The sequence below is a fragment of the Nocardia alni genome, from assembly GCF_019038435.1.
Classification (GTDB): Bacteria; Actinomycetota; Actinomycetes; order Mycobacteriales; family Mycobacteriaceae; genus Nocardia; species Nocardia alni.
Genome location: NZ_JAGPOX010000091.1, coordinates 1 through 15,525 on the forward strand (window position 1 = coordinate 1; position 15,525 = coordinate 15,525).

Genomic DNA, 15,525 nt, shown 5'->3' on the forward strand with positions numbered 1-15,525 from the left:
ACGTCGTGCGGGCGGGCGCTGCCCTGCGGATGGGGCTGGACGGCTTGCCTTCTGCGACGGGACCGACGTCGCCGTCACCAGACTCGGTGACCAGTGGAGATGCGGCGGAATCCTGTGTTGTGGAGGGGCTTTCGCCCGCCTTGGGGTCCCGCGCCGGGGTTTCCTGCGTCCGGGAGCCGACGCGTGACCCGGTTGGATTGGAGACACCCGAGTTCGACTCTCCGGTGCGCGAGGGGCTTTGCTGCGCGGTGCGCGCGCCGACAGGGGCGACAGCGCCCGGAGACCTGGGAGCCTCAGGAGCCTTCGGTATCTCGCCTTCAACCGACGAGTCACCAACTCTCGATGTCTCACTGTCGACAGGCGTCCGACTGCCACCCGGCATCTCACTGACGGCCGCCGGGCTACCGATACCAGACGTCCCAGTCGTACTACTGCCCCTTGGTGTTTCACCGAGGGCTGTCGTGTTACGAACCCCTGGCGTCCGACCGGGGGCGGTCGTGCTGCCGGCGCCTGGCGTCTCGTTATCGGCCGCTGGATCACCGATACCCGACATGTCACTGTCGAGACCCGATATTTCTTCGTCGAGATCCGGCGTCTCACCATCGAACGTCGCGTCATCAGTATTCGGCACCCCGCTATCCAGCGTTGGGCCGCCAACCCCTGGCGTCTCACCGTCGGCGGCCTGGTCACCGATGCCGGGTACCTCGCCGTCGACCACCGGGTCACCCGTGCCGGATGCCTCGCCATCGAGCGACACGTCAATGACACCGGGCGTTTCACCATCGGCTGTCGCGTCCTCGATACCTGGCGTCCGACTCCCGATGGCCGGGCCACTGACGCCGGGTACTCCACTGTCGACGGATGTATCACTGAGAGCCGGAGTTTCGCTATCGGCGATCGCGTCGCCAAGGGCTGGGGCTGCGGCGGTACCTGCTGTTTCACCATCGGTGGTCGTGACAACTGGTGTCCGGCTGTCGATGGTCGGATCACCGGCACCAGGCGTTGCGCTGTCGATGACCGGGTCACCGATACCCGGAGTTGCACTGCCGACTGTCGGGTCACCGATACCGGGAGTTGCGCTGTCGACGGTCGGGTCACCAACTCGCGGTGTCTGGCTGTCGACCGGCGTATCACCAACTCGCGCAGGCGCACCGGCCTGTGTGGAATGGGAGTTGTTGGGAGGCACCGAGTCCTGGGTGGAGGAGTCCTGGCCCGGCTGGGTTGGAGCGGCGGCTCTCGGAATTGTGTTCGGCGCCACCGTGGCGGGATTGCCGGGTGTCTGGGCGGCGGCACCATTGGCAGGGGCGCCCGGGGGAACGAGCCCATTGCCGGGAACGGAACGGCCCGCGGGGATTGCGGCGGGATCGTGCGGGTCGGTGTTGGTCGGTGTGGTTTCCCCTGTTCGAGGCGGGGGTGCGGACGGTTCGCGGGGATCGGTGCTGTCCGGCGAGTCGGGAGTCTCGGCGGGCGCGGTCTCCTCGCCCGCCGGGGCGCGGGTCAGGCCCAGGCGGGCCGCGGCGGCGTTCTGCAGGGGTTCGACCAGGTCGCGCATCTGCTGCTCGTCGGACAGGTCCGAGTCGTGCGCGGGGACCGCGGCGTCGTCGCCGAGCGTGGCGGACTTGGTGTACCGGACCACCACCTCCTGCACGTCCGGGTTCCGGCTCAGGGCGTAGAGGTCGTCCTCCGAGGAGGTGTAATACTGCACGCTGCCGCGCTGTCCGGCGCGCGCCGCCCGGTTCTCGGCCTGGATGTCGATGTCGTGCGAGGTCGCGGAGTGTCCGGTCACCAGGACGTGCAGGCCGCCGATGTCGTTGATGTCGCGGGCGATGGGGATGTCGACGCCGCGGGCGCCCTGCATGTTGATGATCAGGATCTTGCCCTCTTTACCGGCCTCGTCGAAGATCTCCTGCAGCTTGGCCTCTGCCTCGACGCCGTGGTCGGCGACCCAGGTGGCGTCCACCGCGACGTGCTCGATGCCGGTGCCCTCGGTGAGCTGCGCGACGCGATCGGAGAGCTCACCCACGATGTCGTTGCGATGCGCCAGAACCAGCTGGGGGCGCCCGGATTCGTGATTCGCGACGATATCCTCGGCGATCCTGTTCAGTTTGGTTTCCTCGTCCGGCGACACATCGTCCACGCCGTGCATGAGCTTGGAATCCTCGTGCCGCGGAATCTTGGTGACGCCGATCCCGTAGTCCTCGTGCAGGCGGCCCGCGACGCCCTCGGCCGTCCCCGAGGCGCCCTTCACCCCCTCGTAGCCGTTGACCACCTCCTTGGCGGATTTCTCGGCGCTGCTGGCCGGATCGTCGCGGATCGTGAGCCCGTGCTCGGCCTCGATGGCCTGCGCGAGGCCGCCGTTCCAACGGCTTTCGGTCGAGGTCTCCGGATCGAACATCAGCTTGTGGGTGGTCTGATCGATGATCAGCACCCGGCCGTCCTTGGTGACGATGTAGTGCGCCCTCTCGCGGTACTCGAACTTCGCCGCGGCGGCCATGTTCAGCCGGTGCACCTCGTCCTCGGACAATGGCCGGCCCAGCGAGTCCTCGAGTTTGCCTCTGCCCTCGTCGGTCAGGACGGCCGGTCCGCCCCTCTGGCCGGGCACCCGGCCTAGATCGGCTTCGGTGAGGACGCTGTCACCCTTGTCGTCCTTGGCCAGACTCCTGTTCAACAGGTCTCGGGCCCCGGTCACCTCCTCCACGACGTGGTGCGGCGCCGAATTGCCCGCACCCTCCGCCAGAATGTAGGTGGTGTTCGCGTGGACCAGGGCCTCGTCGATCTCGTCGATCGAGACGTGCTTGCCGGGTGGAATGTTGCCGCGCAGATGCCCGAACCCGACGTCCTCCATCGTGCCGATGTAGATCGTGGGCTTGCCGTCGACCGGCTCCGGGTAGTCGTGGTCGGGATTCATTCGGACGACGTCGAAACCCATGTCCCCCAACGTCTTCAGATATCGGGTGATCTCACGGTTGGCCAGGTTGTCGCGGGTGGTCAGCACCTGCACCGAACCGTGCTCGACCGCGTCGATGGTGGCGCTGGCCAGGAAGACCAGCGACTTGCCTTCTCCCGCATCCATATTGATCGCGCCCTCGCGCATGGCGAGGGTCGCCATGACCTGCGTCTCGCGCAGGACCTTGCCGTCTTCGGACTGGCGGATCGCCTCGATCACGGCGGCGAGTTTGTCGGCCTCGGTTCCGGATTCGAGCATTCCGCGCAGGGTCTCCGGCGAGGCGTCCTTCAATTGCAGATGCTCGGGCAGGTCCGGATCGGTGCGGGCGTGGTAGTACTCCAGCGCCGTCTTGCCCGCGGCCCGGTATGCCTCGGTGAGGTCGTCTCCGCGTACTCCGTCGGTGTGCGCGGCCCGGGCCGCGGCGATCAGTTCGTCGGTCGCGTCGTGCAGGGTTTCGGCGTGGTCGGCCAGGGCGGCGTAGTACTCGGTTTCGGCCGTGGTCAGTTCGTTGTGGAGCCGCTCGTCGTCGGTGTGCGGATGGTCGGCATCCGCCGCGGCCCGCGCGTCTGTCAGTTTCTGCCGGGCCTCATCGACGCGGTGCTGGGATTCGTCGATCCGGGCCTGCTGACGCTCGCGTTCGTGTGCCGCGTTGTCCGCCGCGTCGGCGGCGCGTCGGCGAGCCTGTTCCGGTGTCTCGTGGCCCCGGGGGTCGGTGGCGTGGTCGGTGCTGCCGGGACGGTCTGTTTCATCGGAGCGGTCGGCGTCGTCCGGAGAGCGGGTGTCATCTCGATCGCGGAGACTGTCCGGTTCACGGGTGCTGTCCGGGTCTCGGGTGCCGTCGCGTGACGCGGGGCGCTCGGTCGCGTCACCGGCGCGTCCTGCCCGTGGCGCAAGCTCCGGCGAGCTGTCGCCGTGCCGGATTCCCGCGGCCGGGGTGCGCTCGGACACGCCCTCGGGATCGGTGCCGGAGGCGAGCCTGCCGTCGGCGTCCACGGCAGGCGTACGGCCCGCCCGTCCGCGAGTGTCCTTGCCGCCGTTGGCATTCGCCCGGTCGCCGGGCGCGGCTGTGCGCTCGTTGCTCGCGGAAGCCCGGTCGCCGGTCGTGCCCGCCCGGTCGCTCGTAGCTTGTATACGGTCACTGACCGCGCCACGCTCACCGACCACCGACCCGCGTTCACCGGCGGCCGACCCACGGTCACCGGCGGCCGACCCACGGTCACCGGTCGACACCGCACGATCGCCGGTCACCGAGCCGCGATCATCGGTCACCGGCGAGCGCGTCTGCGAACCGGCGCTGTCCGCGGAGATCCCGGCTCGTCGGCCGTCGTTCGCACCCACCGCGTCACCCTGCGCGTTTGTACCGGTCCGGCCGGCGCCCGCCACCGGCGTACCGTCTCGGCCACCGCCGTCTGCGGATACGCCTGCCCGGGCGCCGGATGCCGTACTGCCCGCATCGGAGGCGCCCGAAGGGGAGCCGGTCGAATCGCCGCGCACCGCAGCGGTTCCGGCCGTGGACTGCCCGGTTTCCACAGTGCTGCCATTGGTTTCGGCAGCGATGGGCGTCGACCCGTTCTCCGTGGTCGGCGTGCTGGTTCCGGAGACCGCCGAGGAGGAAGCCTGAACCGGGGACGCCTGGTCCGAGGGAGTCTGGGTTGTGCCCGAATCGCGCACCGGCGAAGGACTTTCGCTGCTCGCCGGAGACTGGGTCGAATTCGACGTGTCCACGCCGCGCGTCGCTGCGTCCGTGCCGCTGCCCGAATCGGCGCCGTCGGCCGAACCGCCGGTATTCGAGTCACCGACGGCGAACGGCGATCGGCCGTTCTGTGGCGTGGCGGCATCCGAGACCCCGGTTCCGGACTCCTGGCTCGTGCCGACGCCATCGGACCGAGACCCGTTGACGCCGTTGGTATCACCGATTCCGCCGACCGAGCCGTCGGACGCCGGACCGACGCCGGGATCGCGCTGCCCGGTGGTGGGATCCTGTCCGATGCGTGAGAACAGACCACCCATCGGCGAGGTGGACTTGATGTTGAAGTGGTCGAACACGACATGGTTGAAGTCGTGGTTGGCCGACGACAGGCCGGCGGTGGCCGCGCCTCCGGTCAGCATCCGCCAGTCGAAATGGGTGCTCTGAACGGCCTTGCTCCAGCCGTACATGGCCACGTCGATGCCGAAGCCGGTGCCGAACGCGCCCAGCGCGTTCATCTCACCGGAGGCGACGCCCATGCCGACGCGGGCGAAGCGGGCCGCCCACCGGCTGCCCGCGTCCTGGAACTCGTCCTTCAGGACGTTCTTGAAGACGGTGTTGCCCAGGCCCTCCGCGGCGGCGCCCCCGAGCAGCCCGCCGACGCCGGAACTGGCGGCCGTGATGCCGACCTGCCCCCAGTCGACACTCTGCCGCTTGCCGTCCCACACCTGGAACTCTTGGATCGCCAAGTCCTGCATGGTGCCCAGCAGCATGTTGAGCACGATGTGCCGCAGGATGAATTTGGCCGCCGCGTTCTCGGCCAGCTTGAGCGCCCACTGCTCCATCACGTCCAGCGCCTCGCGGCCGATGATCCGCGTCGCGATGCGGGCGCCGGCCAGGATGATGCCCTCTTCGATCGGGGCGGTGAACGGTTCCAGCCATACCAGCGCCAGGTCCGCGGCCGTCATGACCAGCGTGGAGTAGAACATCAGCTTCTGGTACTGGATGTTCGTACCGCCGCCGTAGACGGAATCGCCTACCTGGCTGAAGTTGTCGGCCAGATCCGACAGTGATCCCGGGCCGTCCCGCATGGCCTTGAAGTCGTTGATCATCTGCTGGATGCCGTCGCCGGTGTAGGCGTCGACGCTGGCCGATTGCGCGGCATCGATATCGGATAGGATGCCGCGCAGCGAACTCGCCGCGGTGTGCCAGTCACCCGCGAGCGCCCACATCTGATCTTCGTCGCCCTGCGGCCACTGCATGCCGATCAGGTCACCCAGCCACCGCAGGCCGCTGGGGAATTCGAGCGGCATGGTGTCGTCTACTTACCGCCGGGGCTCAGAACCCGCCGGCGTTCTGCTCATCCATCTTCACGAACTCGTCGGCGGTCTTGATCTGCGCCTTGGAGAAGCTGTCCATGGTGGTGGCGATCTCGCCGGCGCCCTTGAACAGGTTCTTCTCGGAGGCCAGATACCCCTGGCTGGTGCCGTTGCCGGCGAACTGCTGCCCTACGGAGTCGTTACCCCACACCGGGCCCTTGGCATCCATCGCGCCCTGGAGGGTCGACAACACCGCGAGAATACGATCGTGCACGTCCTCGGTTTTGCCCGCGGCGGTACGCAGCTTGCCGACTTCGACCTGAATCCGGTCGGCCATGGCCCCATCCCTCCAACGCGTACAAACCCGTAAGGTCACGATGACACCCGCCGGAGAATTCACAGTGGCGCCCAAGTGAACCCGTGATGGCGAGAGGTCGAACCGGACCCGGTCGGCGGGACAGTCGAGTCGCACTGCCCCGATTCCATTCCGTTTCCATTCCGTCGGTCCTGTCGCGCAGTCCACATCGACCCGCGCCGGACCACCGGTCGCGACTGTCGAGTTATCGCACGGATCGACGGACTCGAAGGGAACAGCCTGTTCCGCGTACCTCTCAGCCTCCTCGGCGACCTTCCTGTTGACCTCGAGCGAGGTTGAGGTAGCAGAGTCGGTTCCATGGCAATGAACACCACTGCGAAGACCGAGATCGTCGAACAGATCGATCGTTCCCTGCGGGCACTCGACGAGCGAGACTTCACCGAGATACGACGGTATTACACCGCCGATGTGGTAGCCGACTATCCGATCGGCCGCGCCGAGGGGCTCGATCGGGTGATCGAGCAGACCGAGGCCGGTGTGCTGCGCTATGAGCGCACGCAACACCTCGGTGTGAACTATCTGGTCGATGTCGGGCCCGACGGGCACAGTGCCACGGCGGGGTGGAATCAGATCTGTCACCACGTGCACCCCGGGGGAGATGTGTTCACCGTGGGCGCCCGCTGCCGGGCTGAACTCGTGCAGACGGACTTCGGCTGGCAAGTGAAGAAGACGACGATGCAGGTCGTCTGGACGACCGGTCGTCCGCCGGCACTCGTCGAAGTATGATTCGCAGTTCGCGAGAACCGGCTTCCCGCTGCATTTTTCGTACGAAGTCCTCTGAACCAGAGTTTCGGAACCGAACAATGCAGCAGGAGGCCGGGCGCCCCGAGGTACTGGGGCCGAACGCCGGAATCGTGTCGACGTCGGTGCCGCGACGGTGCGAAACGACCAGTCCGGCTCGCCCGGCGCGTCTCGGTTTCCACGATGGAGCGCTCACCAGGTCGAGTCCGCGGCCAGCACGTCGGTCCGCACGCCATGAAAGGCAAGGAACCGACGTTTCGGATGATCGACGGCCTGAGAGCGCACCGCACGCGAAATCCCGCTGGGCGGCGCGCTCACTACCGCGGTGCCCCTCCCTCGGCGAGTCCGGTCAGTGCCTGGGGCAACCGGTTTCGGTGCAGCACACCGAGGCGTTGGGTGGCGCGGGTGAGGGCGACGTAGAGTTCGGCCGCGCCGCGTGGGCCGTCGGCGAGGATGCGGTCGGGGTCGACGAGCACGACCGAGTCGAATTCCAGGCCCTTGGTTTCCGATGGTGGGACCGCGCCGGGCACGTCCGGTGGGCCGATCACCACGCTGGTGCCCGCACGGTCGGCTTCGGTGCGGACGAATTCCTTGATCGCAGTGGGTAATTCACCATCGCTGACGTGCCGGGACCAGGGCCGTACCCCGCACGCACGGACCGATTCGGGTGGCTGGACCGCAGGGGCGAACTCGGCCAGGACGGCGGCCGCGACCGACATGATCTCGGCGGGGGTGCGGTAGTTCACCGTCAGGGAGCGGTACACCCAGCGGCCGGGGACATACGGGTCGAGCATCGTGTTCCACGAGTTCGCTCCGGCGGGCGAGCGGCGTTGGGCCAGATCGCCGACGACGGTGAAGGATCGGCCCGGGCAGCGGCGCATCAGCACCCGCCAGTCCATCTGCGACAGCTCCTGCGCCTCGTCGACCACGATGTGCCGGTAGGTCCAATCCCGGTCGGCGGCAGCGCGATCGGCCAGCTCGCGGGTGTCGCGTTCCACGAAGCGGTCGGCCAGGTCCTCGGCGTAGAGCAGGTCGGTGGCGAACAGGTGGTCCTCGTCGTCCATGTGATCGGTGCGGTCGACCATGAGGTCCAGCACGCCGGCGGCATACGCGGCTTCCTGCCTGGCCTCCGCGGTCCGTTCACGTTCGGCGGCCGCCTCAGCGACCTTGTCGCGGCCCAGCAGGTCGACCAGTTCGTCCAGCAGCGGCACGTCCGAGACCGTCCACGCCGTGCCGTCCGCACGCCACAGCGCCTCGTCCGCACCCGCCGCAAGCAGTCGTTCGCGCGACGAATACAGCTGTGCCAGCAGGGTCTCCGGTGTCAAGATGGGCCACAGCCCGTCGAGCGCGGCGGTGAAGGCCTCGCTCTGCGCGAGTTCCTCGAGCAGATCCGCGCGCATATCCTCCCACGCCTGCTTGTCCGAGCGGGTCAGCCAGCCCTTGCCGATCCGCCCGATCGCCCGTTCGGTGAGCACGTACTCGATGATCTCCCGGAACACCGCGCGGGCCTCGTTGTGCGGCCGCCCGCTCTCGCGCGCCGCCTGCCGCGCCCATTCGGCGGTCTCGGCGTCGATCCGCACCGTGATGTCCGCCAACTCGATCGGCAGCGAATCACGCGGCAGCTCCTGCCGATCGGCGACCGCCGCCTTCAGGACGTCCAGGATCGTCAGGGAACCCTTGAGGCGCGCGGCTTTCGGAGCGTCCTCGGCGCCGGCATGCAGTCCGGGCACGAGATCCGCGGGCGTCATGAACACCACGTTCGACTCGCCGAGTGACGGCAGCACGTGGTCGATATGCTTCAGAAACGCGGTGTTGGGCCCGACGACCAGCACACCGTGCCGTTCCATCTGCTCACGCTGGGTGTACAGCAGGTACGCGACGCGGTGCAGCGCCACCACGGTCTTGCCGGTCCCCGGTCCGCCCTCGATGACCAGGACGCCGGGATGCTCCATACGGATGATCTCGTCCTGTTCGGACTGGATCGTGGCCACGATGTCGCGCATGCCCTCGGTGCGCGGCGCGTTCACCGCCGCCAGCAGCGCCGCGTCGCCACGCTCCCCGCTGCTGGGCCGGCCGAACACCTCGTCGGTGAACTCGATCACCTCGCGGGAGCGAGTATGAAACTGACGCCGCCGCCGCATATTCTCCGGACTCGCCGCGGTGGCCACATAGAACGGGCGCGCGGCCGGGGCACGCCAGTCCAGCAGCACCGGCTCATAGTCGTCGTCCTCGTCGAGCAGACCGATCCGCCCGATATACAGCCGTTCCCCGGACACCGCGTCCAACCGGCCGAAACACAGCCCGTAATCCGCGACGTCCAGCCGCTTGACCTCCCGCCCCAGCGCGCGCACCTCCGCGTCCCGATCCAGCAGCGAGGCGCCGTTGCCGCGCAGCGCCGCCGAATACCGGCCCTTCACCCGCGCCCGCTCGGCATCCAGGCGCGCGTAGAGCCCGGCCACATAGTCGCGTTCGGAGCGCAGTTCCTCGTCGTAGGTATGGGGTTCGTCGCTATCACCCGTCATGCCCGCACTCCTTCACACTCCGCAACCATGTCAACATCCACCCACAAACCGACCAACCGGTATTCGATCGGATCAACCACCGACAACACACGCATTCACAACCCCCATTTCCGCAGACTTCCAGCTTCGACCAGCGATTATGCGGCACACCCCCACCCTTGCCGCAAGCCCCCCACTGCGCTATACAATAGATACGGGAGGAGTTGAGAATTCCCGTTTTCTGCGCAGCCTGCATCAATGCGCCCCCTGCCATCCTGCGCATATCCCCTATTTGCACGCACCACCGACACCCGACCTGTGACAGCGCTGGTCGTGGACATGAAGAACGCGGGGAACAGCTTCCATCCGGTCGGGTCGATATAGGGCGCGGTACCGCCGAAGATCGCGGTCGACAGGTTGTAGGGCAACGCGAATCGGGCGTACCGCACCTGGGTGGGAATTCCGAATACCGCGTCGGGTCGGACACATCTGTCAACGGTCTACTCGAGAGTCGAGGGGCTTGATCCGGCCCGAATCGAATGCCAGGCACCTGCCGGGAGGTTCGCCGCCGGCTCGAGTCCCACCGAATCATCCAGCCGGAAGTAGTCCACGCGCCATGCCCGGCATCAGGAACAGCATGTCCACGCCGGTGTCCTCGTATGGCCGGAAGACGAAGAGTCGCACCGACAGTGAGCGACACCGCCCAGCGCGATATCGATGGACCACGGTTCGCGAGCGGTGTGCTCGAGGTCATCGTTCACCCAAAGCGCCGATTCCGCCCCCTCCTGGCGCCCAGGACCTCCTCGTGCCGGTGCGCCCGGCCTGACGCTGCAATTTTCCGCCTCGAGACTCTGGTTTCCGACGATTCCCTCCGGAAAATGCAGCGGGAGGCCGGTTCTCCGAATGCCGCTCCGACACCACACCCAAGACCGGTCAATGCACGGCCGCGACTACACCGCACTCTGCGAGTCGGCCGCCACCAGCACGCGAAGGACACCCCGGCCTGCCGCTACATTTTGGCGGCTCGGGACGCCGCTTTCGGATAATCCGGGCTGCAAAATGTAGCGGGAGGCCGGTTCTCGCGGATTGTGGATCACATCTCGGTTGGCTGATCGGTATTGTCCGCGGTGGAGTAGATGCGGCAGTACCGGCGTTGGGTCGTCCTCAGTATCCCGGGGGTTCTCGGCTTGGGGTGGACGGTGTCGGTCGGTGATGTGGTCAGAGTGTGGTTTGATGCCTCGGCTCTGGCGGTCCCTCCGTCAGGTGGCGAAGATCGGTGGGATCGCCGGGGCCGTTGAAATTTCGGGTGCGGTGCATATCCGGTGGTTTCGATGCCGTGGCCGGGTCCGAATGCGCGCGCGATTCGCGAATGTTTTTGTGGTGGAGCGTATTTCCGGTCAATATAACTGGTGATCGGCGCTGCGGGCGGTTGTGGGGATTTATGACCATCGAATGTTGAGCACCGCGGCGGCGGGCGCCTGTTCGACGGCCAGCGGGGCGCCGGAGTTGAGATTTCCGCTCATCGGCGGTGATGCGTTGGGCTCGGTCGTCGAGCCGGGTGGGGCCGGATCGGTTCGGAACTCAGGCGGTGATGCGGTTGGTGAGTAGGTCGGTGATTGTGTGTGGGCTGCGGCCGAGGAGTTCTGTCAGTAGTGGGTCGGTGTGGGCGAAATGGCCGTTGCGGGCGGCGTGGAAGAAGGTCAGCAGCATGCGGGCCAGGTGTTCGGGGGTGCCGGCGGCGATGCGATCGGTCAGCCATCGGTCGTCGTCGAGGATGACTCTGGTGATGGTGTGGCCGGTGAGTTGGGTTGCGGTCGTGGCGATGTCGGCGAAGGTGACGGCGTGTTGGGCGGTGAGGGTTATGGGACCGTCTTGGGGGTGGGTGGTGAGGATGATCGCGGCGGCTTCGGCGACATCGGCGCGGGCGGTCCAGGAGGCGGGGCCGTCGGCGGGGGCGGCGATGACCCCGGTCTGTTGCCAGGGGCCCAGCAGCCAGTCGAGGCTGTGGGAGTAGAAGCCGTTGCGCAGGGAGGTCCAGGCGAGGCCCGACCGTGCGAGCAGCGCTTCGGTGCCGGCGTGCTCGGCGGCCGGGGGGAATGGGCTGTCGGTGCGCACGTTTTGGTGGCTGGTGTACAGGATGCGCTTCGCGCCGACTGCGGTGGCGGCTTCGATGGCGTTGCGGTGCAGGGTGATTCCGTCGCTGTCGGGATCGTTCTGGGAGACGAGGAGGATCTGCTCGGCGCCCTCGAACGAGTTGCGCAGCGCGTCCGGGTCGTGGTAGGAGCCTTGTCGCACGCGCACGCCGCGGTCGGCGAGATGCCACGCCTTGGCGGTATCGCGGACGCTGACCGCGATACGGTCCGCGGGGATGCGCTCGAGTAGGTGGTCGACGGTAGCGCCGCCCAGGGCGCCGGTTGCGCCGGTGATGACGATCATGATCGTTGCCTCTGTCGTGTTCGAGGAGCGGTCCGCTCCGATTGTGGATTCGCCTTGCCCGTCAGGCCCGCAGGCGTGGGCACTTATCGCGGTTGGAGCAGCGGTAACAGGATGTCGTCGACGATGTGCTCGAGGAAGCTCTGGTCGATGGGCTCGCCGACGAACACGAGCCGGTGCACGACCAGCGCTGGAACGATCTCCGCGAACAGTCCGGCAGCTCCGGGAACCAGATGTTCACCTCGGACTCCACCGAACGGCTGCGCGGTCATCGCCGCTTCGTCGCGTCGCAGGATCCGTCGCATTTCCGCCGCGAGATCGCGATCGCTGCGCATACCGGCGAACAGGGCGCCCAGCAGTCCGATCTCCTGCTCGGCGATCTGTTCGGCCAGCCATCCCGCTGTTTCCAGCAGGGCCTGCCGCAGATCCCGAGCGTCGACGGCGGGCGGGACACTCGCCGCGCGGTGCTCGACCGCCGCGGCCACCAGAGCGGCCTTCCCGCTGTAGCGCCGGTACACCGTGGGCTTGCCGACTCCGGCCGCCGCCGCGACCGACTCGATGGACAACTGCTCATATCCGACCTCGACCAGCAGCTTCAGCGTCGCATCGAGGATCGCCAGGTCTCGCCCGATGTCGCGCGGTCTGCCCCGAGCGGGCTCCGCATCACGAGTGCCTGGCACGCTCACTCCGATTTACGAAACGGAACAGGTACGTAACGTAATATAGGCCCGGGTTCGCCGGAGATCAACCTCGATTCGGCCACACGGCCAACCGATCGCTTCCGGAAACCCATCCCGGTTCGGCAGCAGAGAGTACAAAGAAGACATGGCAAGGCAGGCGGTCGTCGTAATCTACATAATCGCCCTGGTCGTGGTCATCGTTGGCGTGGACGTCCTGTTCTTTCGGCACGCGTCCTGGTTCTGGGAGCGCCTGGCGGCGAACATCGGCATAGTCCTGCTGTTCGGGGCCTTCTACTTCAGATTCGTGAAGGGGACATAGCCCCGACACTCATCGAGAGCTCGGCCAAGAGTCTCGGGCTTGTCCAGCACATCTCCGGTGCCAGCTGGTTCACCTCACGTGCATCGGAACGGCGTCGATTCCTCGGAGACGGGCCGCTACAGAGCGATCTGCCGATCGCCTCGACTTGCCGCAACGCTCTGACCGACAGGGCGATGCGCCCGCCCTGGCCGATAGGCACCGCGCCCCGCGTGCGTCCGCAAGCGCCGGGCGCAGTGCCGTTACAACGCGCCCTCGCGAGCCCCGCGCCACAGGTCGACCGTGCCGTCGTCGTCCAGCAACGCGTCGATCTCCGACAGTTCCAGTGGGGACAGGGTGCGGTTGGTCAGGGCCGCGATGTTCTGGTCGAGTTGGGCGACCGACGACGCGCCGACCACCAGGGACGTGACCCGCGGGTCGCGCAGTGCCCACACCAGGGCGAGCTGGGCGAGGGTTTGGCCGCGGCGGGTGGCGATCGCGTCGAGTTTGCGCAGGCGCTCGATCATCGCGTCGGTGAGCAGTTCGTTCTGGAACGACTTGTTCTGGGTCGCCCGGGAACCCTCGGGGATGCCGTCCAGGTATTTGGTGGTCAGCAGGCCCTGGGCGAGCGCGGTGAAACCGATGATGCCGAATCCCTGATCGGCCGCGGTGCCCAGCAGGCCCTCGGTCTCGATCCAGCGGTTCAGCATCGAATACGACGGCTGGTGGATCAGCAGCGGGGTGCCCAGCTCACGCAGGAGCCCAGCCATTTTCGCCGAATGCTCGCTGTCGTACGAGGAGATCCCGACATACAGCGCTTTGCCTTGGCGCACAGCGGTATCCAGCGCCGCCGCGGTCTCCTCCAGCGGAGTGGTGGCGTCGAAACGATGCGAGTAGAAGATGTCTACGTAATCCAGCCCCAACCGGGACAGCGACTGATCCAGCGAGGCCAGCATGTATTTGCGCGAACCACCACCCTGCCCGTACGGGCCCGGCCACATATCCCATCCGGCCTTGGTGGAGATGATCAACTCGTCGCGGTAGGCCGCCAGATCCTCCCGCAGCAGCCGCCCCGCGTTGATCTCCGCCGACCCGTACGGCGGACCGTAGTTGTTGGCCAGATCGAAGTGCGTGATCCCCTGATCGAAAGCGCGCAAGGCGATCTCACGCTGCACGGTGAACGGTCGATCGTCCCCGAAGTTGTGCCAGAACCCGAGCGACAGGACCGGCAGATCCAGCCCCGACCGACCGGTGCGCCGGTACTGCATCGAACCGTCATAGCGGGTGGGGTCGGCCAGGTAGCTCATCGAATTCCTTTCACTCGGCACGACCATTCAAGCACGGCGAACCGGTCGACGCCCGGACCACGATGAGACTGCCGCTCGGCGCGGGTGCGGTTGCGGTTCAGGGCAGGACCACGACTTTTCCGGTGGCTTCGTTGTTCTCCATGTACCGGTGCGCCGCGGCGATGTCGCCCAGGCCGAAGACGCGGTCGATGTTGGGGCGGTAGAGGCCTTTCTCGACCTCGTGCACGATCCGCCGCAGGACGGACGCGCCCGCGCTGCCCCGGAGACTGTCGCTGTGGAACGAGGTGAGCTTGGTTCCGGGCGGGATCAACGCTATCGGTTCGAAATCCGGGATCAGCCAGCCGCTGAGCGAGCCCGCCACACATACCGTTCCGCCACGACGGACCAGCCGCAGCGAATCCACCGCCGTATGTGCCCCGACAAGATCCAGCACATGGTCCGGGCCCTCGGGCCAGATTGCCCGCACACTCGCCGACAGCGACTCGCCGTCGTCGACGAGCACATGGTCGACGCCGGCCGCGGTCAACGCCTCGACCTTGCTGCTGCGCCGAGTCGTGGCCATGGTCTCGATGCCGTGCCCGGACGCGATCGCCGCGGCCGCCATCCCCACCGACGATGTCCCGCCGCGGATCAGCAACCGGCCCCGGCCATCCGGCACGATCCCCACCGCGGTCAGCGAGCCGTACGCGGTCAGATATGTCTCGGGCAATGCGGCCAGTGCCTCCCACGGCAGCGTGGTGGTGACCGGCATCAGCAGCGAGTTCGGCAGTAGCGTGTACTGCGCGTAGCCGCCGTCGAACTGCCTGCCCATCTCGCCCATCACCGCCGCGACGGCCGTCCCCTCCGGCAGCGCCGGATCGGTCGAGTCCGCGACGATTCCCACACATTCGATCCCGAGTACGCGCGGAAACCTCACGTCCGGCGAATGCCCCTGGCGGGTCCGCAGCTCCGACCGGTTCAGGCCCACGCCCTTGACCTCTACCAGGCTCCACCCGTCCCGCACCGTCGGTATCGGGAGTTCACGAAGCTCGAGCACCTCCGGTCCGCCCGCACGAACGCAGACCGCCGCCCGCATCATCGGGCCGACAGTCGGACCAGGGTGAATGTTATTTCGCATGTGTTCACTCTCGCCCGAAGGAGGTGCGGCCGACTACCGACAGATTGCCAGCTTATGCTCGCTGGCCGCCAACATCCCGGATCTGGCCCGAGCAGCAGAACTCCCCGTTGGCACCCAGTACT

9 protein-coding genes are annotated in these 15,525 nt (G+C 67.2%); 2 read left to right on the forward strand and 7 right to left on the reverse strand.

What is annotated here, in order from left to right:
* Together JZ791_RS28670 and JZ791_RS28675 are read right to left on the reverse strand one after the other, a co-directional pair.
* The coding region (locus JZ791_RS28670; protein WP_216898466.1) for a WXG100-like domain-containing protein at window positions 1-5,947 on the reverse strand (5,947 nt) is incomplete at its 3' end.
* Between the two features lie 25 nt (window positions 5,948-5,972).
* Window positions 5,973-6,290 carry a WXG100 family type VII secretion target gene (locus JZ791_RS28675; RefSeq protein ID WP_216898467.1) on the reverse strand — a complete coding sequence of 106 codons (318 nt, stop codon included), beginning with the start codon at window positions 6,288-6,290 and terminating at the stop codon, window positions 5,973-5,975.
* A 336-nt stretch (window positions 6,291-6,626) separates the two neighbouring features.
* On the opposite strand from JZ791_RS28675, the gene JZ791_RS28680 reads away from it, so the two are divergent.
* Window positions 6,627-7,055 (forward strand): nuclear transport factor 2 family protein, encoded by a 429-nt coding sequence (locus tag JZ791_RS28680; protein WP_216898468.1) that lies wholly within the window; start codon window positions 6,627-6,629, stop codon window positions 7,053-7,055.
* Between the two features lie 332 nt (window positions 7,056-7,387).
* Here JZ791_RS28680 and helR read toward each other — a convergent pair whose 3' ends face one another.
* The 3 genes from helR to JZ791_RS28695 form a co-directional block, all read right to left on the reverse strand.
* On the reverse strand, window positions 7,388-9,592 hold the full coding sequence (gene helR / locus JZ791_RS28685; RefSeq protein WP_216898469.1) for an RNA polymerase recycling motor ATPase HelR: 2,205 nt from the start codon (window positions 9,590-9,592) through the stop codon (window positions 7,388-7,390).
* Between the two features lie 1,560 nt (window positions 9,593-11,152).
* The gene (locus JZ791_RS28690; protein ID WP_216898470.1) at window positions 11,153-12,007 is read right to left on the reverse strand and encodes an NAD(P)H-binding protein; all 855 of its coding nucleotides are present in this window, start codon (window positions 12,005-12,007) and stop codon (window positions 11,153-11,155) included.
* An 83-nt stretch (window positions 12,008-12,090) separates the two neighbouring features.
* The gene (locus JZ791_RS28695) at window positions 12,091-12,684 is read right to left on the reverse strand and encodes a TetR/AcrR family transcriptional regulator (protein WP_216898471.1); all 594 of its coding nucleotides are present in this window, start codon (window positions 12,682-12,684) and stop codon (window positions 12,091-12,093) included.
* Between the two features lie 145 nt (window positions 12,685-12,829).
* Between JZ791_RS28695 and JZ791_RS28700 the strand changes: the two genes are divergently transcribed.
* Window positions 12,830-13,003 (forward strand): hypothetical protein, encoded by a 174-nt coding sequence (locus tag JZ791_RS28700; RefSeq protein ID WP_216898472.1) that lies wholly within the window; start codon window positions 12,830-12,832, stop codon window positions 13,001-13,003.
* 239 nt (window positions 13,004-13,242) lie between these two features.
* On the opposite strand, the gene mgrA is transcribed toward JZ791_RS28700, so the two are convergent.
* Window positions 13,243-14,286: an L-glyceraldehyde 3-phosphate reductase gene (gene mgrA, locus JZ791_RS28705; protein WP_216898473.1), complete on the reverse strand. Its 1,044-nt coding sequence runs from the start codon at window positions 14,284-14,286 to the stop codon at window positions 13,243-13,245.
* 97 nt (window positions 14,287-14,383) lie between these two features.
* On the reverse strand, window positions 14,384-15,403 hold the full coding sequence (locus tag JZ791_RS28710) for a zinc-binding dehydrogenase (protein ID WP_254206455.1): 1,020 nt from the start codon (window positions 15,401-15,403) through the stop codon (window positions 14,384-14,386).
* Window positions 15,404-15,525 lie beyond the last annotated feature (122 nt).